Origin of the sequence: Streptomyces candidus (genome assembly GCF_014207445.1) — a bacterium.
GTDB lineage: Bacteria > Actinomycetota > Actinomycetes > Streptomycetales > Streptomycetaceae > Streptomyces > Streptomyces candidus.
On the sequence record NZ_JACHEM010000013.1, the window covers coordinates 239,030 to 265,076 of the forward strand.

Below are 26,047 nucleotides of genomic sequence, written 5' to 3' on the forward strand. Positions count from 1 at the left end.
AGCGGTCACAGTGCAGCGCTGGCGCGGCTTGGAGGAAATCCCCCAGGACTGGGGACGCAGCGTCGTCACCATCGGCTCCTACGACGGCGTGCACCGTGGGCACCAGCTCATCATCGGGCGGACGGTGGACCTCGCCCGCGAACTGGGCGTGCGGTCCGTCGTGGTGACCTTCGACCCGCACCCGAGCGAGGTCGTCCGCCCCGGCAGCCACCCGCCGCTGCTCGCCCCGCACCACCGGCGTGCGGAGCTGATGGAGGGCCTCGGCGTCGACGCCCTGCTGATCCTCCCCTTCACGAGCGAGTTCTCGAAGCTGTCACCGGCCGAGTTCGTGGTGAAGGTGCTGGTCGACAAGTTGCACGCACGCCTGGTGGTGGAGGGACCGAACTTCAGGTTCGGGCACAGGGCCGCCGGGAACGTGCAGTTCCTCGCGGAGCTGGGCCCCACGTACGACTACGACGTCGAGGTCATCGACCTGTTCGTGAGCGGCGAGGCGGGCGGCGGCGAACCGTTCTCCTCGACGCTGACGCGGCGGCTCGTCGCCGAGGGCGACGTGGCGGGCGCGGCCGAGATCCTGGGCCGTCCGCACCGCGTCGAGGGCGTGGTCGTACGCGGCGAACAGCGCGGCCGTGAGCTGGGCTACCCGACTGCGAACGTGGAGACCCTGCCGCACACCGCCATCCCCGCCGACGGGGTGTACGCGGGCTGGCTGACCGCCGACGGCGAGCGGATGCCCGCCGCGATCTCGGTCGGCACGAACCCCCAGTTCGAGGGCAAGAAGCGGACGGTCGAGGCGTACGCCATCGACCGGGTGGGACTCGATCTGTACGGGCTGCACGTCGCCGTCGAATTCCTGGCGTACGTACGCGGCATGGCCAAGTTCGAGTCGATCGACGCACTGCTCGAAGCGATCGCCGACGACGTGAAGCAGGCCCGGGTCCTCACGGCCGACGCCGAAACGGCCGACGCCGAAGCGGAATAGCAGTCGACCGGCCCGCCCCAACGTGCGGAACGATCCGAGCTGCGGCAACGTAGTCCCGGAACGCGTACCCCGGCGAAAGGCGGAACCCCGTGTCCGACAGCGAGAGCACGTTCGACAAGCTCAAGGGCAAGGCGAAGGAATTCGGCGGCAAGGCCACCGGTGACGATCGCATGGAGACCGAGGGCCAAACCGACCAGCTGAAGGCGAAGGCCGAGGGGCTGGGCGAGAAGGCCAAGGACAAGCTGGGCGGCGTCAAGGACTCCTTCTCCGGCAAGAAGGACGACAACGCCTGAGGCGGTTCTGCGCAGGCACAACGGTGGAGGGCCCCGGCGCGCCGGGGCCCTCCACCGTTGTGGTCACCGGCCCTCTCACCGCTGCCCCCGCTCCTCCCGTGTCCGCCGGGTGGCCCAGTGGCAGGCGACCCGGGGTTCCTCGCTACCCGCCGGGAGGACGGGCAGCTCGTCCGTACGGCACCTCTGGGCGACGCCCGCCGCTTCCGCCTCGCCCGAGGCGAGGATGTGGCAGCGGGCGTGGAAGCGGCAGCCGGACGGGATGCGGGAGGGGTCCGGGGGCTCGCCGCCGAGGACGACCGGCTCCCGGCCCGCGTCCGGGAGGACGGACAACAGGGCCTGGGTGTAAGGGTGCTGAGGCTTCGTCAGCACGTCTTCGACCGGCCCCGACTCGACGATGCGGCCCAGGTACATGACCGCGACGCGGTCGGCGATGTTCCACGCCAGGCCGAGGTCGTGGGTGACCACGAGTGCGGAGAGGCCCAACTCGTCGCGCAGACGCAGCAACAGCGCCAGGATCTCGCCGCGCACCGAGGCGTCGAGGGAGGCGACGGGCTCGTCCGCGACGACGAGTTCCGGGCCGAGAACCAGGGCGCCCGCGATGACGACGCGCTGGCGCTGGCCCCCGGAGAGCTCGTGCGGATAGCGCAGGAAGAAGCGCTCCGGCGGCCGCAGCCCGGCCCGCGAGAGGGCCTCGGCGACGGCGGCGCGCTCGTCCCCGTCGTACCGGTGGATGCGAAGCCCCTCGGCGACGGCGTCGTACACGGTGTGCCGGGGGTTCAGTGAGCCGCTCGGGTCCTGGAGGATCAGCTGGACGCGTCTGCGGTACGCCTTCAGGGCGCGCGAGCTGTAATCCAACGGGACGTCGGCGAAGGCCACTTCGCCGGAGGTGGGCCGGACCAGACCGAGCAGGGCGCGGGCGAGCGTCGTCTTCCCGCAGCCCGATTCGCCGACGAGGGCGAGGATCTCGCCCGGCGCGAGAGCGAGGTCGACTCCGTCCACGGCACGGGCCGGCGGAGCGTGGTGGCGCCCGGGGAACGTGATGTGCAGTGAGCTCGCCGTGAGCAGCGGGGCGGCGGGGGCGGGCCGTGCGGCGGCCGCCGGTGCGGTGGTCATGGGCGGGGCTCCCTTACGGGGTCGGACGGATGTCGAGCGGGCCGGGCCGGGTGTGTGGGGGCCGGACGGTGGGCGAGCGGCCCGAGCGACGGGGGGCAAGCGGGCCGGCGGTGAGAGGCGGTCGCGGGCCGGACGGTACCCGGGCGGGCAGGTCGCCGGGGCGTCGGGCGGAGCCGGGTGCGGCGCGCCGGGCGCGGCGAGCGGGCCGGCCCCGGGACCGGCGCGTCAGCCCGGTCCGGCGTGCGCGGACGTGCCCCGTGCCCCCACGTGCACGCAGGCGGCCCAGTGCCCCCGCCCCGCCTCCCTCAGCGCCTGGTCCTCCGTCGCGCACGCGTTCAGCGCCACCGGACACCGGGGGTGGAAGGTGCACCCGGACGGAAGCAGCGCCGGGTCCGGCGGATCGCCCGGCAGGCCTCGCGGCGCCCGCCGGGAAGCCGGGTCGCCGATGCGCGGGAACGCGGCGGAGAGGGCGAGCCCGTACGGATGCTGGGCCGCCGTGTGGACGGTGGACGCCGGCCCCTCCTCGACCACCCGCCCTGCATACATCACCGCGAGACGGTCGCAGGTGTCCGCGAGCACCGCGAGGTCGTGGCTGATCATGAGCAGCGAGATGCCCTTCTCGGCGACCAACTGTTCGATGAGCCGCAGGATCTGCGCCTGGATCATCACGTCCAGGGCCGTCGTCGGCTCGTCGGCGACGATCAGTTGCGGGTCGCAGGCCAGCGCCATCGCGATCATGACGCGCTGACGCTGGCCGCCGGAGAGCTCGTGCGGGTAGGCGTCGGCGCGCGCGGCGGGCAGACCGACCTGTTCGAGGAGGTCGGCGGTGCGCCGCCTGGCCGCGTCCGGGGTGGCCAGGCCGTGCACGAGGAGGGGTTCGGCGATCTGGTCGCCGACGCGGTGCACCGCGTTGAGGGAGTGCATCGCGCCCTGGAAGACCAGGGAGGCACCCGCCCAGCGGACGGCCCGGAGCCGGCCCCACTTCATGGTCAGGACATCCTCGCCGTCCAGCAGGATCTCCCCGGACAGCCGGGCGCTCGCGGGCAGCAGCCGCAGCAGGGCCAGCGCCAGGGTGGACTTGCCGCACCCGGACTCGCCGGCGACGCCGAGCTTCTGCCCGGCCGGGAGGGTGAGGCTGACCCCCCGTACGGCATGCACGTCCGTGCCGTACGTCACGTGCAGGTCCCGCAGTTCCAGGAGGGGCGGGGCGCCGGTGTTCGTCGCGGTGCTCAACGGGCCACTCCCAGCTTCGGGTTGAGCACGGACTCGATCGCCCGCCCGCACAGCGTGAACGCGAGGGCGACGACCGCGATGGCGATGCCGGGCGGCGCCAGGTACCACCAGTGCCCGGACGACACCGCACCCGTCTCGCGCGCGTCCTGCAGCATGCCGCCCCAGGAGACGACGTCGGGGTCGCCCAGCCCCAGGAAGGCGAGGGTGGCCTCGGTGAGGATGGCGCTGGAGATGCCGAGGGTCGTCTGGGCGAGGACCAGCGGCATCACGTTGGGCAGGACGTGCCGGGTCATGAGGTGCGCGTGGCCGCCGCCGAGGGCACGGGCGCGTTCGATGTACGGGCGGGACTCCACGGCGAGGGTCTGGGCCCGGACGAGACGGGCGGTGGTCGGCCAGGAGGCGACGCCGATGGCGAGGACGACCGTCCAGATGCTGTGGGACAGGACCGTGGCCAGGACGATCGCCAGGACCAGCGAGGGCATCACCAGGAACCAGTCGGTGACCCGCATCGAGACCGTGGCGAACCAGCCGCCGAAGTGCCCGGCCAGGATGCCGACGAGGGTGCCGATCGCCACCGACAGAGCCGCCGCCATCAGTCCGACGGCGAGCGAGACCCTCGTCCCCCAGAGCAGCAGCCCCAGCAGGTCGCGCCCGAACTGATCGGTTCCCAGGGGGAATCGGCCGCTCGGTGATTCGAGCGCCCCGCCGGGAGCGTCGGTGACGTTCTGCACGTCGTCGCCCACCAGAAGGGGTGCCGCCAGTGCCAGTGCGGCGATCAGCGCGAGCGCGGCGAGCCCGAACAGGCCCGACCGGTGCGCCCGGTACTGCTTCCAGAAGCGGGCGGCGGACCTGCGGCGGCGGGCCCGCGCGAGGGCCTTCGCGCTCCCCGGGGCCGGGAGGGGCGGGTCGGGAGCGTCCTGCGGGGGAGGCTTCGGCGCGGATTCGGTCGTCATCGGGCCACCCTGGGGTCGAGCAGCGGATAAAGGAGGTCCGCGAGCAGGTTCATCAGGATCATCGCGCCCGCGAACACCACGAACAGGCCCTGTACGAGCGGCAGATCGGGCACGCTGAGCGCCGCGTAGAAGAGTCCGCCGAGCCCCGGCCAGGAGAACACCGTCTCGACGAGGATCGAGCCGGCCGCCACGTGGCCCAGATTGATGAAGATCATGGTGACGGTGGGCAGCAGCGCGTTCGGTACGGCGTGCCTGCGCCGTACGAGGGCGTCCCGCAGCCCCTTCGCGCGTGCCGTCGTCAGGTAGTCGCTGCCCATCTCGTCCAGCAGCGAGGAGCGCATCACCAGGAGCGTCTGCGCGTAACCGACCGCGACGAGGGTGGTGACCGGCAGGACCATGTGGTGGGCGACGTCCAGCACGTGCGCGAGGCCCGTCTCGTTGCCCGATTCCATGCCGCCGGTCGGGAACAGGCCCGGAAGGGGGCCGATGCCCACCGAGAAGACAATGATCAGCAGCAGTCCGAGCCAGAAGGCCGGGATCGACCAGAGGGTCAGGGCCACCCCGGTGTTGACCCGGTCGCCGAGGCTGCCGTGCCGCCATGCCGAGCGGGTGCCCAGCCACAGACCGAGCGTCGAGTAGACCAGCACGGCGACGCCGGTGAGCAGCAGCGTCGCCGGGAACTTCGCGGCGATCAGCTCGCCCACCGGGGCGTGGAACTGGTACGAGGTGCCCAGGTCGCCGCCGAGCGCCTTGGCGCAGTACTCGGTGAACTGCTGCCACACCGGCAGGTCGAGCCCGAACTGCCGTCTCAGCGCCATGAGTTGCTCTGACGAGACCTGGCGGCCGTGCGTCATCGCGCGCACCGGGTCGCCCGGGATGATCCGGAACAGGAAGAAGCTGGTGACGAGCACGGCGAAGAGCGAGACGGCCGCACCGCCCAGCTTTCCCGCCCCGTAACGCAGATAGGCGGCCCGGGGCCCGGAGCCGCGGGAGCCGGTGGGCGACGGCGGGCCGGACCGCACGACGCCGCCGTCCGGCCCCCGCCCCTCGGCGGGAGAACGGGTGGTGCTCATGGACGTGGAGCCCATCGACACGGAGTCCATCGACTACTCGCGGTCCTCTGCGGTGGTGCGGCGGCGCATCGCGACGACGACGCCGACCGCGGCGAGCAGCAGTACGCCGATGCCGACGATGATCCAGAGGGTGGGGCCGGAGCCGCCGCCCTTGCCGCCGTCGTCCCCGGCGTCGCCGACGGCGGGTTCGGCGGACCACCAGCTCCAGTAGCCGTCCTGCCCCCAGATGTTGCCCGCCGCCTCCGGCATGGTCTTGATCGACTTGATCTGGTCGGTGCGGTACGCCTCCACCGCGTTCGGGTACACCATCACGTTCATGAAACCGGTGTCGTACAGCCGCGACTGCATCCGCTTGACGAGGCCGACGCGCTTCGCCTTGTCGTACTCGACGATCTGCCGCGCGTACAGGTCGTCGAACTGCTTGTCGCAGATGAAGTTGTCGGTCTGCCCGGTGGCACCGGGGCCGGAGGGCAGCGCCGCGCAGGTGTGGATGGACAGGACGTAGTCCGGGTCGGGGTTGACCGAGTAGCCGTCGAAGGCGAGGTCGTACTCGCCCGCCTGCCAGGGATCGGTGACGTTGTCCAGGCACTGCACCTTCAAGCCGATGCCCAGCGCGCCCCACCACTCCTGGAGGTACTTGCCGATCGCTTTGTCGTTCGGGTCGGTGGCGTGGCACAGGATGCGGAATTCGAGCGGCTTGCCGTCCTTGCCGACGCGCCTGCCCTCCGCGTTCTTCTTGTACCCGGCGCTGAGGAGGAGCTTTTCGGCGGCGGTCGGGTCGTAAACGATCTTCTGGGCGGCGGACGGCTGCCAGTGGTAGTCGGCGAAGCGCGGCGGGATGTAGCCCTGCCCCTCCACCGCGTGCCCCTGGTAGACCTTGTCCACGATCGCCTTGCGGTCGACGGCCGCGAACAGCGCCCTGCGGACGCGCGGGTCGAGGAGCGCCGGATGCCCGTCGCCGAACTTCCGGCCCGTCCTGTCCTGCGCGCCGGGGTTGACGGCGAGCGCGAAGAAGCGGCGGCCGGGCGCGTCGTTGACCTTGATGTCCGGCGCCGAGCTGAGGGACTTCGCCTGGGCGGGCGTCAGGTTCTGGACGAAGCCGACCTCGCCGGTACGGAGGGCGGCGACCGCCGCGTCGTTGTCCTTGTAGTACTTCAGGATCAGCTCGTCGAACTTGGGGGCGCCGCGCCAGAACGTCTCGTTGGCCCTGAGTTTCACGTACTGGTCGGGCTTGTACTCGGTGACGATGTACGGCCCGTTACCGACGATCGGGAACGCTTTGTCGTTGTTGAACTTCGAGAAGTCGCCGACCTTCTCCCACACGTGCTTGGGCACGATGGGCACGTCCAGCGCCGTCATCGTCGCCTGCGGCTTCTTCAGTTCGACGACGAGGGTCTCGGCGTCGGTGGCCGTGACCTTCTTGAAGTTGGCGGTGAAGCTCCCGTTGGCCGTGGCGGCGCCCTCGTCCGTCATCATCTTGTTGAACGTGAAGGCGGCGTCCTCCGCGGTGGCCTGCTTGCCGTCGGACCACGTCGAGTTCTTGCGGATCTTGTACGTCCACGTGAGTTTGTCCGGCGACGAGGTCCACTCGGTGGCGAGGGCGGGGACGGTGCGCGCGTCCTTGACGTCGTAGTTCGTCAGGTACTCGTAGACCAGGCGGTGGATCGTCGTACTGACGAGACGGCCGGCGAGGAACGGAGAGAGCGAGTCGACGCTCTGGGAGACGGCGACGGTGAGGGACCGGCTGCGGTCGGCAGCCGTGACCGGGGAACCGGCGGCTGCGGCCCGCCCCTCCTGCGATGCCTGCGCACCCTGCGGAGCTGCGGCCGTCGCCAGCAGGGCGAAGGCGCTGGCGCCGGTCGCCAGGAGGCGGCGCAACCGGGCGCGGGCGGGGCGGGGTGGGGCGGGCGGTGGAGCGTCGGTGGTGGTGCCCTTTGTGTCCATGGTCGGAGACCTCGCGTCGTCACTGGCTCGTCTGCCGGCTCGTCTGTCTGCTCGTACATGCCCATCAGGCGGGTGGATCATGGGTGGCCGATGTGATGTGGCGCAGGTCTACCAGCGGTCTTCCGAACGTGTCAACGGTCCGTCAACTCCCTTGCCGTGTACGGGAGAGGGTCGTTGGCAAGCGGTTTGGGGGGGAGGGCCGGGGCGCCATGGCGCATGCGTTCGGGAGTTCGCCGGTTCATTCGTTCGTGCGCACGTCCGGACATGCGGAAGCCCGCGTCACGGCCGTGGTGCGCCGTGCTGCGGGCCTCCAGTGGTCTGAACCCCTGACGCCTTACTGCTGAGGGGCTGGCGGCGGCTGCGGAGGCTGCTGCTGCGACCAGTCGCCCGGCGGCGGCACGGAGCCCTCCGGAGCGGCGGGATACGGGTCGCCGGGCTGCGCGGGAGGCATCGGCTGACCGTGCTGTCCTGACTGGGCGGGCTGCCCCGGCTGCCCCGGCCGGCCGGGATGTCCGGGTTGTGCAGGGAGCGGCTGACCGCCGGACTGCGGCTGAACGGGCGGGAGTTGACCCGGCGTGCCGGCGCGAGGCTGCGCTCCTGGTGCGGGCTGCCCCTGGGGAGAGGGATGGGCGTGGACCGCGGGCTGTCCCTGCGGTGCGGCTGCGCTCTGCGTGGCGAACTGTCCCTGGAGCGCGGGCTGCCCTTGCGGTGCCGGGCCCTGCTGCCAGCCACCGGGGGACTGAGGTTGCTGCGGGTGCGGGTGCGGGTGCTGGTCCGGGTAGGGCTGGGGGCTGCTGCCGGGGAACTGCTGCCCCGGCTGACCGGGCGTTCCCTGCGGCGCGGACTGTCCGGGGAGCACCTGTCCGGGCTGCTGCGGCCATGCCTGACCGGGCTGTACCTGCTGACCGGAGCGCCCCGGCTGCCCGGGGTGGGCGTGCTGCCCCGGCTGTACGTTCTGCCCCGGTTGTGCGTGCTGCGGCTGTCCCGGCTGTACGTGCTGCTGGGCGGCGTAAGGCTGCTGGACGGCGTACGGCTGCTGGTACTGGCCCGGGAGCTGTCCCTGGGCCTGCCCCTGTCCCGGCAACGGCGGTGCCAGGTGCGGGGGCGGGTTGCCGTCCGCCGTCCACAGGCCCTGCGCCTGCTGCGCCCGTACGAAGTCCTCCGCGACCAGCGCCGACAGGTGGAAGTACGCCTCGCGCGTCCTGGGCCGCATCATGTCGAGGTCCACCTCTGCGCCCGCGGACAGGTGCTCGTCGAACGGCACGACCACCACGCCACGGCAGCGCGTCTCGAAGTGCTGCACGATGTCGTCGACCTTGACCATCTTGCCGGTTTCGCGCACCCCGGAGATGACCGTCAGGGAACGCTGGACCAGCTCCCCGTACCCGTGCGCCGACAGCCAGTCCAGCGTCGTCGACGCACTGCTCGCGCCGTCCACGGACGGCGTCGAGACGATGATCAACTGGTCCGCGAGGTCCAGCACTCCGCGCATCGCGCTGTACAGCAGGCCGGTGCCCGAGTCCGTCAGGATGATCGGGTACTGCTTGCCGAGCACGTCGATCGCACGCCGGTAGTCCTCGTCGTTGAAGGCCGTCGAGACGGCCGGATCGACGTCGTTGGCGATGATCTCCAGACCGGACGGCGCCTGCGAGGTGAACCGCCGGATGTCCATGTAGGAGTTGAGGTACGGGATCGCCTGCACGAGGTCACGGATGGTGGCCCCGGTCTCGCGCCGTACGCGACGGCCCAGCGTGCCCGCGTCCGGATTGGCGTCGATCGCCAGGATCTTGTCCTGCCGCTCGGTGGCGAGGGTCGCGCCGAGCGCGGTCGTCGTGGTGGTCTTGCCGACGCCGCCCTTGAGGGAGATGACCGCGATGCGGTAGCAGGACAGCACCGGGGTGCGGATGAGTTCGAGCTTGCGCAGCCGCTCGGCCTCCTCCTTCTTCCCGCCGAACTTGAAGCGGGAGGCACCTGAGGGGTTCCGGCTGGACTTCGGCTTCTGCTTGTTGTTGCGCAGCAACCGCTCGGAGGACAGCTCGACTGCGGCGGTGTAGCCGAGTGGCGCGCCGGGGTGCGACTGCTGCCGCTCGTCGTGCGCGACGGGAGACGGCCAGGCGGCCCCGGTACGGGGGTCGACGGGGGCGCCCGGTGCTCCGGTGGCCCCCGGCTGCTGTGCGGGCAGGGGTTGCTGTTGCTGCGGGGGCATGGGCTGCTGGGTTACGGGGGCCGGCTGCGCGTCCGGCGCCTGGGCCGGCTTCTCCGCGGGCAGACCGCCGGGGGCCGCGGGATGCGGGAACCCGTAGCCGCCCTGCTGGTGGGCTTCGCCTGTCGTGCCGTACGCGGGGGCTTGGGGCTCTCCCGATCCGGCGGCGGAGGGGGCGTCCGGTACGAAGGACTGCTGGGGGAACCCGTACCCGCCCTGGGGTGCGCCGGGAACCGGCGGCTGCGGGAAGCCGCCAGGCGCCTCGTGGGGCGGGGCCCCGAACGACGGCTGCGGGACGCCTGGTTGGGCGCTGTGCGGGACGGCGGGCGCGCCCGCCGTGCCGGGCTGCGGCGGCTGTACGGGCCCGGGTGCACCGGCGGCCGCGTGCGGCCACCCGCCCTGCCCGGGGGGAACGGGGCCGGCCTGCTGCGGGAACCCGTACGCTCCCGGCTGACCGACGTCGGGCGCGGGCGGTTGTGGAGCGCCGGTCTGGGGAGCACCGGGCTGAGGTGCCGCGGCCTGAGCGGCGCTGGGCTCGGGGGCAGCGGGCTGGGCAGCCGCCTGGTCTGCTGCGGGCTGCTGCGGGAATCCGTAACCGTCCCGAGGCGCGCCGGGAGCCTGGGGCTGCGGGAGCCCGCCCTGCGGTACCGGGGGCTGCGGTGCGACGTGACCACCCTGCTGGGCGGGCGACCCAGGGGTGTGCGGGACCCCGGGCTGCTGCGGGTATCCGTAAGCGCCCGGCTGTTCCGCTGCGGGACTCTGCGGGAACCCGGGGGACCCCTGTGCCTGCTGTCCGGACGTCTCGCTCGACGGTGCGGGCACGGACCAGGACTGCGGAGCGGCGGGGGCGGGCCACTGCGGTGCGGTGGCGGGTGCCGCCGGCGGGAAGGACGGGGGGAGCGGCGGGAGGCTGCCCTGCGCCGGAGCAGGGGGAGTCCAGGACTGGCCGACGGGGGCCACGGGCGCGCCGGACGGCGGCGTGTCCCTCGGCTCGTCCTGGGGTTCGGCCGCGCCCTGGGGGATGGCGTCGCTTATCCCGTCGTACGGAAGGGCGTCTGCCGGGTCGGACGCCTGCGGGCCCGATGTGCCCGTGCCGGATGTGCCCGTGCCGGGCGTGCCCGTGTCCGCCGTATCCGGGACCGGCGTGCCCGTGTCCGGCGTGCCCGTGAGGACGTCGCGGGGCACGGAGTCGTTCGGCGCGAAGTCCTCGTCCGTCGACGTGCCGTCCGCCGGGCAGTAGCTCGGAACGGAGTCGCTCGGCTCGTCCTCGCTGCGCACGCCGTCGGTGCCGCGACCGGCTTCCGCTTCTTCGTCCGTGACGGAGTTCCGGGCGTCGCCGTCCGTGCTGCCGAGGCCACTTGTCCGGGCTGCGCTCACGTCGGGGCCGGTCTCGGGTCCCGGCGGCGACCAGCTGTCCTCGGCGGAGGCGTAGCCGTGACGTTCGGCAGGAACGGCGGCGTCTGCGGGGGTCTCGGCATAGTCGTCCGAGGCGGTCGCGGGCGTGCTGTCCGCGTCGTGGCCGAGTTCCGGAAGGGCGGCGGACCCGGCGTCGGAGCGGCGGTCGGCGTCCTGGACCACGAGCCCGGAGCCGTCGCCGGTACGGACCCTCTCGTCGGCTGCCGTCCCGGCGTCGGCCGGTTCGTTTGAGGTGGCGAAGCCGCCGGCAGAGGCCGCGGGGCTGTCCTCGTTGCCGCTGTGGCTTCGGCGGACGTCAGCCCCGGGGGCCGCGCCGGAAGCGTCCGCGTCCTCCGCGCCGGTCGGCCTTCCCGAGCCTGCGCCGGCAACTGCTCCGGTCTCTGCGACGTCCGCCAGATTCTCGAACTCCCGTCGCAGAGCGGCGGGCGAGAACCGCATGGTCGCCCCGCTCTCCAGGTCGCCGTTCCGGGCCGGTTCCGGCGCGGCGTCGGCAGCTTCCGGCGAGGGCGCCGGAACCGCGCCCGCGACGGCGTCGCCACCCGCCGGCCCCGACGGATCGGCCGCACTCGCACTGCCCGAGGGGCTCGCGTTCTGCGTGTACCAAGCGGGCGGCGTGTAGTCGATGGTGAACTCGCCCGTGCGGTCGGCCTCCGCGTCGGGCGTCTCGTCGACGGGCACGTTCCAGTCCTCGCGGATCTCGTCCCGCTCGCCGTTCACATTGCCTCCTGCTGTGGTCGAGCACCCTGGTGCCGTGCGTGGTGGGTGGGGTGACCGCTTCCGTCGTCCGATCCGCTCGGCACTTCCCCGTACTTCCCCGTCTCCTGCGTGCAACTACGGGGCGCAGGCCCGCTCGGCGGCTTGCGTGTGCCGCAGGTCTGCCGGAGTGCACCTGTCGCGCCCGGGCGTCAGCCTAGTCGTCAGCACCACCGGTACGGCAGGCCCGATCGTCCGGCGAACCGCGCATCCGCCGTCACCTGACGCCCACAAGCGGTCCTCCCGCGCCGCTTGTTGATGTACAAAACGGTCTTCACCTGACATCTCCGCACGGAATAACGGTCGTTCTCTTACCGAGGCGGGCCCACACACTCCGGCACTCAAGCACCACCGCCTGTGGCGAGCGTCATGAGGTCCCGCACTCCGGTCACGCGCGCACGACGGAGCGGCCCGCCCCTGTTGCACCGTCCCGGGGCGGGCCGCTCCGTCACCTGCGTACCGCCGCTTTGGAGCGGCCGTCAGCGGCCGGTCACGTGAGGTCGAACTCGCCGTCACGCGCGCCCAGCACGAAGGCCGTCCACTCCGCCTCGGTGTACCGGAGCACCGTTCCGGGGTCCGCCGACGACCGCATCGCCACCGCACCCTCCGGCAGGTACGCGATCTCCACCCGCTCCTCGGCATCCTCGGTGCCCGGCGCACCGAGCCACTCCACGTCCGAGATGTCGAGGGCGTACAGGGCGTCCTTCTCCTGCTGCGTTCCCATTCCGGTGTCCCTTCGCGTCCACTTGGTCCAGCTCTCCGACCATGGTGCCCGATGCGCCGGAGGGGGGTTGCGCGATCGCGTCGATCGTGGTGAGGGAGGAGTGCCCACCGCGCGGGTCCGGGAGGTGCCTGCCCCTGGCGTGGGCACTCGTCCTCGGGCGGTGTACCGGACCACGGGTTGGCGCCTGGAAGTGAGGGGGCGTCCGCGCCGCTTCGTGCTCCTGACGGCCTCGCGAGGGTGCTCCGTGCTTCCGGCCGCCTTGAGGGAGGAGTCCGTGCTCCCGGCGCCCCGGGAGGGTGCCCAATCCCCCACTCGCCCAGCGAAGGCACCCGTGCCTCCAGACCGGTCCAGCCGCCACCGTGCCGGTCCGGCGCTCCTCCGTCGCGTGCGCATCGGACGGGCTCGGCGCTGAGGTGATGCGGAATCCCCCGGCGCCCGTCGAGTCCGTGCCGAGCAGGCCATCGCTGCCGCTGCCGCTGCCGCTGACGCGTCGGTGTCCGGGCCGGCTCACGGCCGGGTGGCCGGCTCCATCCTGCGGGGCGGCCCCAGCAGCGCTTCCTCGTCCCCGACAGGTGCGGTCGCGGCCCACTGCCGGTCCCGTCCCGCGCACCACAGCGTCACCCCGTCGTCCAGCCCCGGCAGGGCCCCGGTCTCCTCGGCCGAGAGCCCCAGCAGCCGCCCGAGCCGGGCCGCCTCCTCCGGGGACACCTGCTGTACGCCGACAAGCGCCGACTCCCGGATCAACCGGGGCGCCACCGGGCTCAGGTACGGCAGCAGCGTCACCACCGTCTGCCACGGCGCCGGCCGTACCCGGCCCCTCGGCGGACGCATCCCGCAGTCCCGTACGACCAGTACGGGCCGTCCCTCGACGGCCCCCAGTACCGGCACCCGCCCGACCTCGAACAGTTCCACCCGGCCTGTCCCACCGCCCCCGCCCCAGCGGGCGTCCGCCGTACTCCCCGCCTGCGCGACCCCTGCCCAAGCCGGAGCCCTCGCGGTCTCCACCGCGACCCGAACTCCCGCACCCGCCCGTGCCGTACGCAGCGCCAGCACCTGCGCGGTCCACAACCCGCCGATCAGCAGCACGTCGTACGGAGCAGGCCGGTGCACCCCCAGAGAGAGCTGCTGTCCCTCCGCGTCGCTCCCGACGAAAATCCCGTCACCTCCTACGGGCAGACCGGCGGGGGAGGAACCGACGTCCGCTCCCGTCCCGGTGGACGCATCCGGAACATCCGCCCGGAACGCGCCCACAGTGCCGGCCTCCGAGCCCGGCCCGGCCGCCCCCGCCGAACCGTCCCGCGCGTCCGCATCACCCGGCCCGGTCGACACCCCCGAATCCCCCACCCTTCGCCCCGCCTCACGAACCCTCCGCATCCCCCTCACCGCGCCACGTCTCCCTGCGACAGCAGCCCCTGCCTCGGAATCCGAACCCACTCCACGTATCGCTCCCGGCCCGGCCCCTGCCCCAGCGGCAGCGTGGCGAGCATCCCCGGCAACTGTTCCCGGTCCAGCCGTACGAGGTCTACCCGCGACGCACGTGCCCGATGCTCCAACTCGTCACTGGTACACGTCAGTTGGCCTGCGCTCGACTCCGTGACACGAACGTGTGCGGCCATCTCCACCGTCCCCCGCTGTGCGCCGCGCCGCACGGTGAGCCCGACGGTGGCCGCCCGGCCGGGAAGTGCCCCGAGCAGGGCGTCGGCTCCGTCCCGCCACCCGTGCACCGCGTAGACGGTGTGCAGTCGGCTCCCGTAACGCCAGGTCCGCACGGACTCCACGCCGCAGTCCCCGTCAGCCCCCAACGCGCCCCGTGGCCCACTCGCGCCACCTGCTCCGTCCGCATCGCCCGCCCTGTCCGACCCGCCCGCACCGTCCGTCCCGTTCGCTCTGCTTGTCCCATCCCTACCGCCCGTCCCGCCCGCGTCGACTGCCCCACTCACACCGCCCATACCAGCCGTCCCCACCGCGGCCCCCTCCGGCTCCGCGCAAACAGCCGCGCGCAGCGCCGAGTTCACCCCCTCCTGGTCGAGCACCTCCGCCCGCAGCCCCGAGCCCGCGATCCGGCTCGCCACGTGATCGGCCACCCGCACCAGACAGCGCTGCGCCCCGCCCAAGCCGCCCCCGCGCGCCGCCACCGCCTCCGGACACATTTCCGGTTCCAGCCGCAACGCGACCCACGTCAGACGCACCGCAGGCGCAGCAACGCGGCCGGGAGGCCGGACCGGGCCACCGGACCGCCCCAGAGCCAGCCCGCCACCAGCAAGCCTGCCGCCGCACCCCCAACGAGCCCGCCCCGCGCCTCGGCCACCAAGCCAACCGCCGGACCGCCCCCCACCCCGACCGCCGGACCGGCCCCCGCGTCGCCCCTCACCCGGCCCTTCACCCGACCCCGCAACCCGCCCGTCACCACGCCCGCCCACCCCGTCGCCGACAGCCCCGTAGCCGCCCCGCACCTGCTGCACCCACTGCACCGAGGCCAAGGCGATGCCGTCCACCTCCAACGCGTCCGCCAGCAACGGCAACGGCAACTGCCGCGCCCCTCCCACTGCTTGCAGCCCTCCGCCGCCGCCGGCCCCGACGCGCACCACCGCCGTCAGGAACGTCCCGTCGCCGACCATCCCGACGACCCGCCGGTCCCGGCCCTCGTACGGGTACGGCCGAAGCCCCGGCATCCCGTAGAGCCCGTGTTCCACGCAGCCGCCGTAAGCGGAATGCGCCCGCCCCCCTGGGACCCGGCTCCGGCGCCGCACTCTCACCCGGTATCCGACCGTCACGGCCAGCCACTCCCACGCGGCTCTGCCCCGCCTGCGCGGCAGGGCGAGCGCCAGACCGGCAGCCGCGCACCCGAACGCCGGCGCGCGCCACGGCGAGCCACCCGCAACGCCCGCCACCGCCACCGCGACCGACACCTGACAGATGACCAACTCCCGCAAGCCGTAAGGGAAGTCGAACCCCCGTGTGCGCGTCCCCATCGCCGCCCCGCCTCCCGCGACCGTAACCCCCGCCCACCTGCGGAAGTTGACCGAGAGTGCACCCTATCCGAGCTGAGAGTGACGACTCGCACGGCCGGACCCGGACCGGCGAGGGTGGGAGAACGGGTGCCGGCAGCGGCGACAGGGGAGAGTGGCGGCGGTCCGATGGCCTCACGACGGGACGAACTCAATGCGTACACCTTCGCCAAGCGGAGGCTGGTCGCACAGTTCCTCCGGCCCAGCCCGAACGGCTCGGAGGAAGGCGCACCGCGACCGCTGCGCGCGGTGCTGCCGGGAGTGCTCGTCGGCGCGGTGACGCTCGCCGGTGCCGCGACGTGGGGACTGTGGCAACCGGCCGCACCGGAAGGCTGGGAGAAGCCGCGCCAGAACGTCATCGTCGCGAGCCGGTCCACCGCCCGCTACGTGGTGCTGGACCTCGACGGAACCACGCGGCTCCACCCCGTCCTGAACATGTCCTCGGCACGCCTGCTGCTGGAGGACGACGCGAAAGGCTTCGTCAAGGTCGACGACAGGGTCCTCGACGAGAGCGGCCTGGACCGCGGCCCCGCCGTCGGCATCCCGTACGCCCCCGACCGGCTGCCGGACCCGGGGGAGGCCGTCGGGAACAAGAGCTGGGCGGTGTGCGAGAGGCCCGGACCTCGCGCCGGGCGCTCCGTCCAGCGAGTGGTCTTCGTCCTCGCGGGGAACGAGCGCCGCGCCCTCGCCGACCAGGGGATGCTCAAGGACGGTGAACTTCTGTACGTCAGGGTCCCGGACGGGTCGCAGCATGTGGTCGACGTGACGGGCACCGCGTACCGCCTCGCGCCGGCCCGAGCCCCGGGGCGGGTCCGAGCCCCCGGCAACGCGACGCCGGCGGACCCGCAGGCCCCCGACCCCGGCCTCCTCAGTCAGGTCGTCGGTCCCCGCCGCGCACCGCAGCAGGTGTCCGCGCGCTGGCTGGAAACGCTGCCCAGGGGCGGCACGATCGGCTTCCCCGCGATCGGAGCGAAACCCGGCGTCCCCACCCGTGCCCCGCGCGTGCCTCCCCCTCACAACGAGGTCGGCAAGGTCGTCGTGGCCGGGGTCGCCGGCGGACGGCAGCAGCACTACCTCGTACTGCCCGACCGCATCGCCCCGGTCTCCGACCTCATGGCGAGGCTCCTGGTGACGAGCCCGGAACTGTCGCGGCTCCACCCCGGCGGCGCTCCGTTCCCCGCGAACGGCGGCTTCGCGCCCGGCGCCCCGTTCGAACCTCCCCGCGGCGCCAAGTGGCCTCAGCACACCCGTGCGTCCGTCAACTCGCCGAGCCCCGTGCCCGGGAGCCGCAACACCGTGTGCAGCGTCCTGCGGGGCGTCGACGGCACAGGGGCCGCGAGGCTCGGCGTGTGGGCCGGCGCGCACTTCCCCCAGGCACTGCCGGCCGGCGACGCCACCGTCTACGTCACCCCCGGATCCGGCCAGTACTTCCGCCAGTTCAAGGGCAAGCAGACCCGGGCCGGCACGGACTACCTGCTCACCGACACCGGCCTGCGCCACGCGCTGCAGAACAACGCGGACACGACGACGGGCCCGCCACGCCCGCCACGCAAGGACGCCGCCGCACCGTCCGGCCCTCCCATGACTGCCGCACAGCTTCTCGGGTACGGGGAGAAGCGTCCCGTACCGATCCCGGCCGCCTGGTCGGAACTGCTGCCGACGGGGCCGCGACTGTCCACAGGTGCGGCGCAGCAGCCGCAGGGTTCATGAGGAGCGGGGGACGGGTGTTCCGTACGAGGCGGGCGATCGGGCCCGGTGCGCGCCGTGGCCTCGCCCGCTGCATGGCGACCGTGGCCCTGGTCACCCTTTGCGCACCCGCCGCACAGGCCGAGGGCGAACCGACCGTGGACAGCGGCCCCTGCACCTTCCCGAACAAGCCGTACGCGGGCCGCCCCTGGCCCCTGCAACGTGTCCTGCTGGACGAACTCTGGGCGCAGGCCACCGGGAAAGGCGTCACGGTGGCCGTCATCGACTCCGGCGTCGACGTCACCCACCCGCAGCTCAGGACGGCGGTGAGCACCACGGGCGGACACAACTTCCTCGGCGCGGTCGGCAAGCGGAAGAACCCGACCCGCAACGGCACCGCCGACCCGGTCGGCCACGGCACCAAGGTCGCCGGCATCATCGCCGCCCGCCCGCACCCGGGTACCGGCTTCACCGGCCTCGCCCCTGGGGCCACCATCCTCCCCCTCGTCCAGAACGACGACGACAACAACGGCGACGCGGACACGCTCGCGAAGGCGATCAAGTACGCGGTCGACAGAAGAGCGCAGGTCATCAACATCTCGCAGAACGTGACGGCGTCCCAGCAGCCCACCCCCGAGCTGCGTCGGGCGCTCGACCTGGCCCTCGGCCGGAACGTGGTGGTCGTCGCCTCCGCCGGAAACGACGGAGCGGACGGGGCACCGAAGCCGGGCTACCCCGCCTCCCACCCCGGAGTCCTCGCCGTCGCCTCCTCCGACCGCAACAACGAGCGGGCGTACTTCTCCCAGTCCGGCGGCTTCGTCGGCATCGCCGCCCCCGGCACGGACATCGTCTCCACCGTCCCGCGCGGCGGCCACTGCACCGACAGCGGGACGAGCTTCTCCGCGCCGTACGTCGCCGCCGTCGCCGCCCTCCTCAAGGAGAAACACGGAGGGTGGAGCGGCAAGCAGATCGTCACCCACCTCCAGCAGACCGCCGAGCGTTCCGGCCCCGGCCCCGACCCGCTGACCGGCTGGGGAGTGATCGACCCGGTGCGCGCCCTGACGCAGGACGAACCGGAACCCGGCACCCGCCCGGTGCCCGACAGCGGCCCGCCGAAGCGGCGGGCCGCCCTCCTGACCCCCGCCCGGCAGGGCGAGACCCCGCAGGAACACGCCGCGCGCCTGGCCACCTACACCCTCCTCGGTACCGGAGCTGCGGTCGCGGCGCTGGTGGCCGGCGCGGTCGCCCTGCGCGACGCGAGGCGACGCGGACGACGTACGCCGGGGGACCGCCCGGCCTGACACCACCCGCCGAACGGGTGTCGGAAGGATGCCCCGTACACGCGGAAATCCCGGGCCATCACCGTCCCTGACCAGCCATTTGACCGGACCCGCCGGGCGGGGCCGATGGGACGCTCAGGTGATCCCACGGCGTACGGCCCTGTGTCGGCCGCGTACTTCGCACACCCGGCCACCCACGCGGGACGCACCGCCATGGCGGCACCGTGCGCGGCCGCTCGGCAGAACGACCCTCGGCAGAACGACCCACTCGGCAGGACACCCCCGCAGCAGGACGACCCGCACAAGGACGAAAGGAGCAGCACCGTGCCCGACGCAGGCGGCCCGCCCGGCGGCACCGGCGACCTCGAACGGGGCGTGGGCGCACTGAAGAAGTTCCGCTCCCGTGTGCACGCGATACTCGCCACCTTCGAGGACGGCGACGCCGGTACGAGGAAGGCCGCGACGCACACGCTCTCCCGCGCCCACTTCGGCGCGCCCGGCATCCCCTTCCCGGAAGCGGACGACCTGCACGCCCAGTACCGACGCGTGCACACCGGCCTCGTGCAGCTCTCCCGCTCCCTCACCGAGCAGATCGAGTGCCTGAGCATCGCCGTGCACGGCGCGGAGGTCGGCTTCGACAACCTGGAGGAAGACCTCCGGCGCCGCTTCTGGGCCATCCGCACCCGCACGGAAGCCGCGCGCACCCGCGCGGAGCACGAGCGCGACACGGACGAGAGCCGGAGGGCCCCAGGATGACCCGCTTCGAATCGTACGAACTCCCCACCATGGTCGACCTGGTGGCGGCCGGGAACCCGCAGGCCCTGGCACGGGCGGGCCGTGGCCTCACCGACATGAGGGCCGCGTTCCTCGACGCGTCCCGGGAACTGCGGGGTCACCTGGACGCGGTGGAGTGGCGGGGCGAGGCGGGCACCGAGTTCCGCAGGTTCGGCGGCCGCCTCGCGCTCCACGCGGAGGACCTCGGCACGTACGCGCACGTCGTCGGCGTGCAGCTCACGGAAGCGGCGACGGGACTGGCTTCGGTACGCAACTCCATGCCCCCGAAGAGCGCGGCCGGGACCGCCGACCCGGAGCCCGACCGGCAGGAGGCCATCAACCAGCTCAACCGCCTGGCCTCCTACTACACGACCACGGCGGCGGTCCTGAGGGAGCAGGACCCCCCGGCCTTCGACGCCGACCTGAAGGCCGCGGTGCCCCGCCCGACGACCCCCACGCCGACGGGAACCACTCCGGGGACACCCGACGCGCCGGGACCGCGCCCCGGCGCACCCAACTGGTCGGAGACCGCCCCCGCCCGCCCGACGGAAAGTCCCGCCACGCCCCCGGCGGCCGTCGACATCCCGGCAAGTACCACGCACAGGTGGGCGCCCCCGGGAGCGGACGAGCTGGGCCAGGGGCGGCTTCCGGCCGCGCCCCCGCCCTCCTCCCCGCAGCCCATGGCAGCCCCTCCCGCCATGGAACTCAGCAGCCTCAGCACCCCCTCCGCCACCACGCCTCTCCCCAGCACCCCGCCCGCACCCACCGCCGCCCCCGCCTCACTCTCCGCGTCGCTCCCGCCCCCGCTCCCCGGGATCGTCGGCGGTATCCCGGCCGGCCCGGCACCCCTGTCCAGGGCCCCGCTCACCTCTCCGTACGCTTCCCCGCCCAGCGCTGGGGGTGGCCGCCCGAGCCCCACGGCGACCGCACGCACCTACGGAGTGATCGGCGGCACCCCCACCTCCCTCAGCCCCCCGGCGCCCGCCCGAACAGCCCCCCTCGGCCCCGTCACCCCGGCCTCGACCCCTGCCTCCACCCGCGTCTTCACCCCGGGCGGCACAGGCCTGGTACGCCCGGGACCCCCGCCCCTGCACCAGCCCCCCACCACCCGCAGACCCACACGTGCTCAGCGCGGACAGCAGCACCCCAGGACCAACCGCCCGACGGAGGACGAGGAAACCTGGGCCACCACCCCCGGGCAGGCTCCGACGCCGCCCGTCATCACCCCGCCCCCGACGCCCGCCCCACCACTCCACTGAGGAGACCCACCCATGGCAATCCAGAAGGTCAACGGAGTAGCGCTCGCCCAGCTCCAGACCGAGCTCACCCACAACTTCCTCAGCGTCAAAGGCCAACTGACCCGGCTCCACGCCACGATCGACAACCTCGAAGGCCAGTGGCGGGGCATCGGAGCCGGCGCCTTCAACGCGAAGCAGACGCAGATCAACAACAACATGGTCGGCATCGGAAAGCTCCTGCTGAAGTTCCAGGAAGCGATCGAAGCGGCCCGCACGATCTCCGGGAACACGGAGGACGCGGTCAGCGCCGCCATGCGAGGAATCGACGTCGTCGACGGGTACGCGGGATCGTCCCCGCCGCCCCCCGCGGCCGCCCCCGCCTCCAAGCTCAGCAGCTACTAACAAGGAGTTCCGCCATGTCCCAGAACGACGGCACCATGCTGGTCACGTACGCCGCACTCGACGAGGCCGCCCGCACGATCCGGAGCCAGGCGAACGCGCTCGACGAAAGTCTGCGCGCGATCAAGACCAAGATCAGCTCGGTGTCCGAGCTGTGGTCGGGCGACGCCCGGGAGGCCTACAACATGGCGCAGGCGGACTGGGACCGCCAGGCCAAGGCCATCCACACGTCGCTCACGCAGATCGCCCGCGCGGTCCAGGAAGCGGCCCCGGCCTACCGCGCGGGAGACAAGAAGGCGGCCCAGGGCTTCATGTGACGGCCGAACGCAACGAGCGGGTGCGGTCCGCGGCCGGACGGCCGGGGACCGCACCGGATACCGACGCACCGCCCTCGCCTTCCTTGTCTTCGCCGCGCGGCGGTGCGGTCGGCGTCCGTCGGCCCGGAGGCCCGAGCCGCCGGATCTGCCGAGGTCCAGAAACTCCCGGGAGAGACGTCAGGCCTGGGGAGTCCGACGGGGCTGCGGAGGCCCGGGAGGCGTCAAGTGGGGGAGTCCGCAGGGGCTGCGGGGGCCGGGGATGCCACCGTCCCCGTCCGCCCGACCAGCCCCGTCTGCACCAACGTGGCCCCCCGCCTCCGCGACACCACCACGCCCCGTCCTGGCGGCATCGGACGCGGACGCACGCCGCCGAAGACGTCCCCCTCGTGCGGGTCGCCGGACAGCACCACGCCCTGCGCCCCCAGCTCCACCATTCGTTGCACGAAGGGTTCGTACGCGGCCCTGCCGGCTCCCGCCGTGTTGCGCGCCACCACGAACCGCACCCCCACGTCCCGGGCGAACGGCAGCAGTTCCGTCAGCGGGGCCAGCGGATTGCCGCTCGACGTCGACACCAGGTCGTAGTCGTCGACCACCACGAACACCGTCGGCCCCTGCCACCAACTCCGCTCCCGCAGCTCGCGTGCCGTCACGTCCGCCGGCGGGGTGCGCCGCCGCATGAGCTCGGCCAGCGCGGCCACGTGGTGCTCCATCGCGTGCGACATCGGCACGTACTCCGCCAGGTGCGTCGCCGGCGTCACGTCCAGCAGCCCGCGCCGGTTGTCGATGACGAAGAACTTGCACTCCTCACCCGCGTACCGTTCGCTCAACTGGGCGATCAATAGCCCCAACAAATTGGTCTTGCCGGACTCGCCCTCCCCGAACACGAGGAAGAACGGATCCCGCTCGAAGTCCACGAACACCGGCTCCAACCGGTCCTCGTCGAGCGCGAGCGCCACTCCCTCCGCGGGCCGCGACCCACCGGAGGGCAGCTCCTCGGCCAGCAACCGCCTCGGAAGCAGGCGCACTTGAGGCGCCGCATGCGGCCACCGTCCCGCGACCTCCCGTACCAGTGCCGCCGTCCCCTCCGACAGTCCGTCGCCCGATTCCACGCCGTCGGCCCTCGGCACCGCACCCATGAAGTGGAGCTTCTCGGGCGTCAGCCCCCGCCCCGGCACCCCGGCCGGTACCTGAGCGGCCGCCTTCCGGTCCAGTTCCGAGTCCATGACGTCGCCGAGCCGCAGCTCCAGCCGGTTCATCAGCAGGTCCTTGAGCTGCGCCCGCACCTCCATCGACCGCGAAGCCGTCAGCACGACGTGGATGCCGTAGCCGAGCCCCCGCGCCGCGAGGTCGGCCACCACCGACTCCAACGCCTCGTACTCCGTACGGAAGTTGCCCCACCCGTCGACCAGCAGGAAGACGTCCCCCCACGGCTGATCGGCCGCGGAGATCGCACCGCTCGCCCGCATCGCCCGGTACGTCGCCACCGAGTCGACGCCCGCCGCACGGAAGTACTCCTCGCGTTCCGCCAGCACGCCGTACACCTCGGCGACGGTACGGCGCACCTTCTCCGGGTCGAGCCGGGACGCCACTCCGCCCACGTGCGGCAGCCCGGCCACCGCGGACAGCCCGCCGCCCCCGAAGTCCAGCGCGTAGAACTGCACCTCCTGCGGGGAGTGCGTCAGCGCGAAGGCCGCCACCAGCGTCCGCAGCAGCGTCGACTTGCCGGACTGCGGACCGCCGACGATCTGCATGTGCCCGGCCGCTCCGGAGAAGTCCCGCCACAGGGTGTCCCGCCGCTGCTCGAACGGCCTGTCCACCAGCCCCAGCGGCACCGAGAGCCGTGCCGCGGGTCCGGCGGACGTCAGCAGGTCCAGCGACGGCGGGCTCTCCAGGGGCGGCAGCCACACGCGGTGCGCCTGCGGCCCCTGCCCCTCCAGCCGCCGCACGATGACGTCCAGTACGGAATCGGACAGCGCGGATTCCCCCGGTACGCACCCCACCGGTGCGGCGACCGCCCACGCGTCCTCCGCCGGTGCCGAAGCCGACGTCACGCTGTCGGCGGGCGCGGAAGAAGCGGACGTCCCCTCCCCGGCGTCCCGCGCCCCCGGCACGAAGGGCGACACCGGTGCCGGCACGTCCGGCTCCGCCCGTCGCACCTCCACCGGCGCCGCCGTGAACAGCACCGGCCGCCGCTCTGCCGCCGCCGTCCCCGCCGTGGCGCCGGCGGCCTCCCGTACCTCCGCGTCCCGGTACGGTCCCGACACGTACGCCGCCTTGAAACGCACCAACTCGTCGGTGCCGTGCTTCAGATAGCCCGAGCCCGGCACGTTCGGGAGCTGGTAGGCGTCCGGCACCCCCAGCGCCGCCCGCGACTCCGCCGCCGAGAAGGTCCGCAGCCCCACCCGGTAGGACAGGTACGTCTCCAGTCCGCGCAGCCGTCCCTCCTCCAACCGCTGCGAGGCCAGCAGCAGATGCACCCCCAACGACCGGCCGATCCGCCCGATCTGTACGAACATCTCGATGAAGTCCGGCATGGCGCTCAGCAGTTCACTGAACTCGTCGATCACCAGGACGAGTGACGGAACGGGGCGCAGCGCCACGCCATTCGCCCCCTTCGCCCCCGCCGCCCGCGCCCGCTCGTAGTCGTGCACGTTCGCGTAGTTCCCGGCGTCCCGCAGCAGCTCCTGCCGCCGGTTCAGCTCCCCCCGGATCGAGTCACCCATCCGGTCCACCAGCGACAGATCGTCGGCCAGGTTGGTGATCACCGCCGCCACGTGCGGCAACTGCGCCATCCCCGCGAACGTCGCCCCGCCCTTGAAGTCCGCCAGCACGAAGTTCAACGTCTCCGACGAATGCGTCACCGCCAGCCCCAGTACCAGCGTCCGCAGCAGCTCCGACTTCCCCGAGCCCGTCGCCCCCACGCACAGCCCATGCGGCCCCATCCCCTCCTGCGCGGCCTCCTTCAGATCCAGCAGTACGGGAGTGCCGTCCTCGCCCACCCCGATCGGCACCCGGAGCCGGTCCGCCCGCGCCCGGGGCCGCCAGGTCCGCGCGACCTCCACGCCGTCCGCGTCACCCAGCTCCAGCAGGTCCGTGAACTCCAGCTCGGCCAGCAGCGGTTCGCCCTCGTCCAATCCCGTGGCCGCCCGCAACGGCGCCAACTGCCGGGCCAGCGCCTCCGCCCCCGTCCGGCCCAGAGCGTCCGCCACCCCCTCGTACGCGATGCCGTCCCCCGTCTCCAGCAGCAGCACCCCGCCCTCCCGTACGACCACGCCCAGACCGCCGCGTACCTCCCCCTCACCCAGCTCACCCGGCACGACCTCGACGACCGTCACCCCCTGCACCCCCTCGGCAGCGGCCAGCGCCGCCCCCGCGGGGACGGTCACCCCGTCGAGCACCACCACCACGTGCGGCCGGTCGAGCACCGGGGGCCCGTCCGCCCGAAAGCGCGGCCGTCCCTCCAGCAACCCCCCGAGCAGACCTTCCAGCTCCCGCACCCCGCCCGCGAACAACCGCGGAGTCCCCGCCGCGTCCGGCAGGCCCGCCCCCTGCGCATGCGGCAGCCACTTCACCCAGTCCCACTCCGCCGCACTCCGCTCACCTGCGGCGACCGCGACCACCAGATCGGCCGGGGAGTGGAGCGCAGCCAACGACGCCACCATCGCCCGCGCCTCACCCCGTACACGGTCCGCGTCCCCGCTCACCACCACGTGGTAGAAGGCCCGCAGCGACACGGCGATCGGCAGCGCGGCCACCGTGCTGTGCGTCTCCAGGAACTGCCGCAGCGCCCCCGCCGCCAACGGCTCCAGCTCGTCCACCGGCGCGGTCTCCGGAGCCACCAGGGGAGTGGCGAGCCCCTGGCTCCCCAGCCCCACCCGCACCTGCCCGAAGTCCGCGTCCCCGGGCCGCCGCTCCCACACCCGGCTCCCCTCGGCGACCAACGCCCACAACTGCTCGGGCGCCGGATGCAGCCAGTACTGCACGTCCCGCTGCTGCCGGGCGGTCCGCAGCACCTTCCTCCGCACCGAGGCCAGATGTCTCAGGTAGTCCCGCCGCAGATCCGCCAACTGCCCCTGTGTACCCCGCCGGTGCCGGACGAACATCGCCACTGCCATGGCCACGGTCGACACGATCATCAACCCGCCCATGAACTTCATGAGCGGGTTGTTCCCCATGAACAGAAAGACGACCGAGCCACCCATCCCGAGCATCGGCAGGAGCTGCATCAGCACCCCCTCCTGCTGCTCCCGGGGCAGCTCCGGAGGCGGCGGCAACTGCACCGGCTCCCCTCCGTAAGCCGGCGGCACGACACGAGGCGGACGCTTTACGACGATCTGGCCCACGATCCCCAATTCCCCAACCGAACGGCCGTGTTACCCCCAAATCCCAACGATCCGGGCCCCGGCCGCCGCCGGATCCTACTGCCCCACCCGACCCTTCCCACCCGCGCGTCAACCCACGACCCCCACGCCACCCCCTGGACCCCCGCGGCCGCCTGCCTCCCACCCAGGGCTGCACCGGCCCCCTCGCACGGCGGACCGCACGCCCCCATCCGCTCCACCTCAGTCCCCACGCCCACCGCCGCACCCGCCACCTTCCCGTCCACCCCGCGTTTGACGAACAGCAACGGTTCGCGCCAACCACTCGAAGGAGTGCCCCAC

The 26,047-nt window shown here is 73.0% G+C and carries 18 protein-coding genes; 8 read left to right on the forward strand and 10 right to left on the reverse strand.

Annotated elements, in window-relative coordinates; translation table 11 throughout:
- The first annotated feature begins 10 nt into the window (after window positions 1–10).
- Complete coding sequence (locus HNQ79_RS24335) at window positions 11–979, forward strand: bifunctional riboflavin kinase/FAD synthetase (RefSeq protein WP_185034518.1); 969 nt, start codon at window positions 11–13, stop codon at window positions 977–979.
- 89 nt (window positions 980–1,068) lie between these two features.
- Entirely contained in the window at window positions 1,069–1,272 is a 204-nt protein-coding gene (locus HNQ79_RS24340; protein ID WP_185034520.1) for a CsbD family protein, read from the forward strand.
- A gap of 75 nt (window positions 1,273–1,347) precedes the next feature.
- On the opposite strand, the gene HNQ79_RS24345 is transcribed toward HNQ79_RS24340, so the two are convergent.
- The 9 genes from HNQ79_RS24345 to HNQ79_RS34800 all read right to left on the reverse strand — a co-directional run bounded on the left by HNQ79_RS24345 (window position 1,348) and on the right by HNQ79_RS34800 (window position 15,656).
- Window positions 1,348–2,385 (reverse strand): ABC transporter ATP-binding protein, encoded by a 1,038-nt coding sequence (locus HNQ79_RS24345; protein WP_185034522.1) that lies wholly within the window; start codon window positions 2,383–2,385, stop codon window positions 1,348–1,350.
- A gap of 225 nt (window positions 2,386–2,610) precedes the next feature.
- Window positions 2,611–3,618, reverse strand: a complete 1,008-nt coding sequence (locus HNQ79_RS24350) for an ABC transporter ATP-binding protein (protein WP_229923651.1) — start codon at window positions 3,616–3,618, stop codon at window positions 2,611–2,613.
- Window positions 3,615–4,571, reverse strand: a complete 957-nt coding sequence (locus tag HNQ79_RS24355) for an ABC transporter permease (RefSeq protein WP_185034526.1) — start codon at window positions 4,569–4,571, stop codon at window positions 3,615–3,617. Before HNQ79_RS24355 ends, HNQ79_RS24350 begins: the two co-directional genes overlap by 4 nt.
- Window positions 4,568–5,644, reverse strand: coding sequence for an ABC transporter permease (locus HNQ79_RS24360; RefSeq protein ID WP_185034528.1), 1,077 nt, complete (start codon window positions 5,642–5,644; stop codon window positions 4,568–4,570). The genes HNQ79_RS24355 and HNQ79_RS24360 overlap by 4 nt, the downstream gene beginning before the upstream one ends.
- Before the next feature lie 33 nt (window positions 5,645–5,677).
- The gene (locus HNQ79_RS24365) at window positions 5,678–7,588 is read right to left on the reverse strand and encodes an ABC transporter substrate-binding protein (RefSeq protein WP_185034531.1); all 1,911 of its coding nucleotides are present in this window, start codon (window positions 7,586–7,588) and stop codon (window positions 5,678–5,680) included.
- Window positions 7,589–7,922: 334 nt separating this feature from the next.
- The gene (locus HNQ79_RS24370; RefSeq protein WP_229923652.1) at window positions 7,923–11,924 is read right to left on the reverse strand and encodes an SCO5717 family growth-regulating ATPase; all 4,002 of its coding nucleotides are present in this window, start codon (window positions 11,922–11,924) and stop codon (window positions 7,923–7,925) included.
- Window positions 11,925–12,450: 526 nt separating this feature from the next.
- On the reverse strand, window positions 12,451–12,684 hold the full coding sequence (locus HNQ79_RS24375) for a DUF397 domain-containing protein (protein WP_185034533.1): 234 nt from the start codon (window positions 12,682–12,684) through the stop codon (window positions 12,451–12,453).
- 507 nt (window positions 12,685–13,191) lie between these two features.
- Window positions 13,192–14,013, reverse strand: coding sequence for a hypothetical protein (locus tag HNQ79_RS24380; protein ID WP_229923653.1), 822 nt, complete (start codon window positions 14,011–14,013; stop codon window positions 13,192–13,194).
- Window positions 14,014–14,063: 50 nt separating this feature from the next.
- Window positions 14,064–15,656 (reverse strand): type VII secretion protein EccE, encoded by a 1,593-nt coding sequence (locus HNQ79_RS34800; RefSeq protein ID WP_373312608.1) that lies wholly within the window; start codon window positions 15,654–15,656, stop codon window positions 14,064–14,066.
- A gap of 165 nt (window positions 15,657–15,821) precedes the next feature.
- Here HNQ79_RS34800 and HNQ79_RS24390 point away from each other — a divergent pair, with 165 nt between their 5' ends.
- From HNQ79_RS24390 to HNQ79_RS24415, 6 genes are all read left to right on the forward strand, one after another.
- On the forward strand, window positions 15,822–17,402 hold the full coding sequence (locus HNQ79_RS24390) for a type VII secretion protein EccB (protein WP_185034537.1): 1,581 nt from the start codon (window positions 15,822–15,824) through the stop codon (window positions 17,400–17,402).
- Window positions 17,399–18,679, forward strand: a complete 1,281-nt coding sequence (gene mycP, locus HNQ79_RS24395) for a type VII secretion-associated serine protease mycosin (RefSeq protein WP_373312609.1) — start codon at window positions 17,399–17,401, stop codon at window positions 18,677–18,679. Before HNQ79_RS24390 ends, mycP begins: the two co-directional genes overlap by 4 nt.
- A 303-nt stretch (window positions 18,680–18,982) precedes the next feature.
- On the forward strand, window positions 18,983–19,414 hold the full coding sequence (locus HNQ79_RS24400; protein WP_185034539.1) for a DUF2563 family protein: 432 nt from the start codon (window positions 18,983–18,985) through the stop codon (window positions 19,412–19,414).
- On the forward strand, window positions 19,411–20,691 hold the full coding sequence (locus HNQ79_RS24405; RefSeq protein ID WP_185034541.1) for a hypothetical protein: 1,281 nt from the start codon (window positions 19,411–19,413) through the stop codon (window positions 20,689–20,691). The genes HNQ79_RS24400 and HNQ79_RS24405 overlap by 4 nt, the downstream gene beginning before the upstream one ends.
- A gap of 12 nt (window positions 20,692–20,703) precedes the next feature.
- Complete coding sequence (locus HNQ79_RS24410; RefSeq protein ID WP_185034543.1) at window positions 20,704–21,072, forward strand: WXG100 family type VII secretion target; 369 nt, start codon at window positions 20,704–20,706, stop codon at window positions 21,070–21,072.
- Window positions 21,073–21,086: 14 nt separating this feature from the next.
- Window positions 21,087–21,386 (forward strand): WXG100 family type VII secretion target, encoded by a 300-nt coding sequence (locus HNQ79_RS24415; RefSeq protein ID WP_185034545.1) that lies wholly within the window; start codon window positions 21,087–21,089, stop codon window positions 21,384–21,386.
- A gap of 221 nt (window positions 21,387–21,607) precedes the next feature.
- Here the strand turns inward: HNQ79_RS24415 and eccCa are convergent, their stop codons facing one another.
- Window positions 21,608–25,729 carry a type VII secretion protein EccCa gene (eccCa, locus tag HNQ79_RS24420; protein WP_185034547.1) on the reverse strand — a complete coding sequence of 1,374 codons (4,122 nt, stop codon included), beginning with the start codon at window positions 25,727–25,729 and terminating at the stop codon, window positions 21,608–21,610.
- Window positions 25,730–26,047 lie beyond the last annotated feature (318 nt).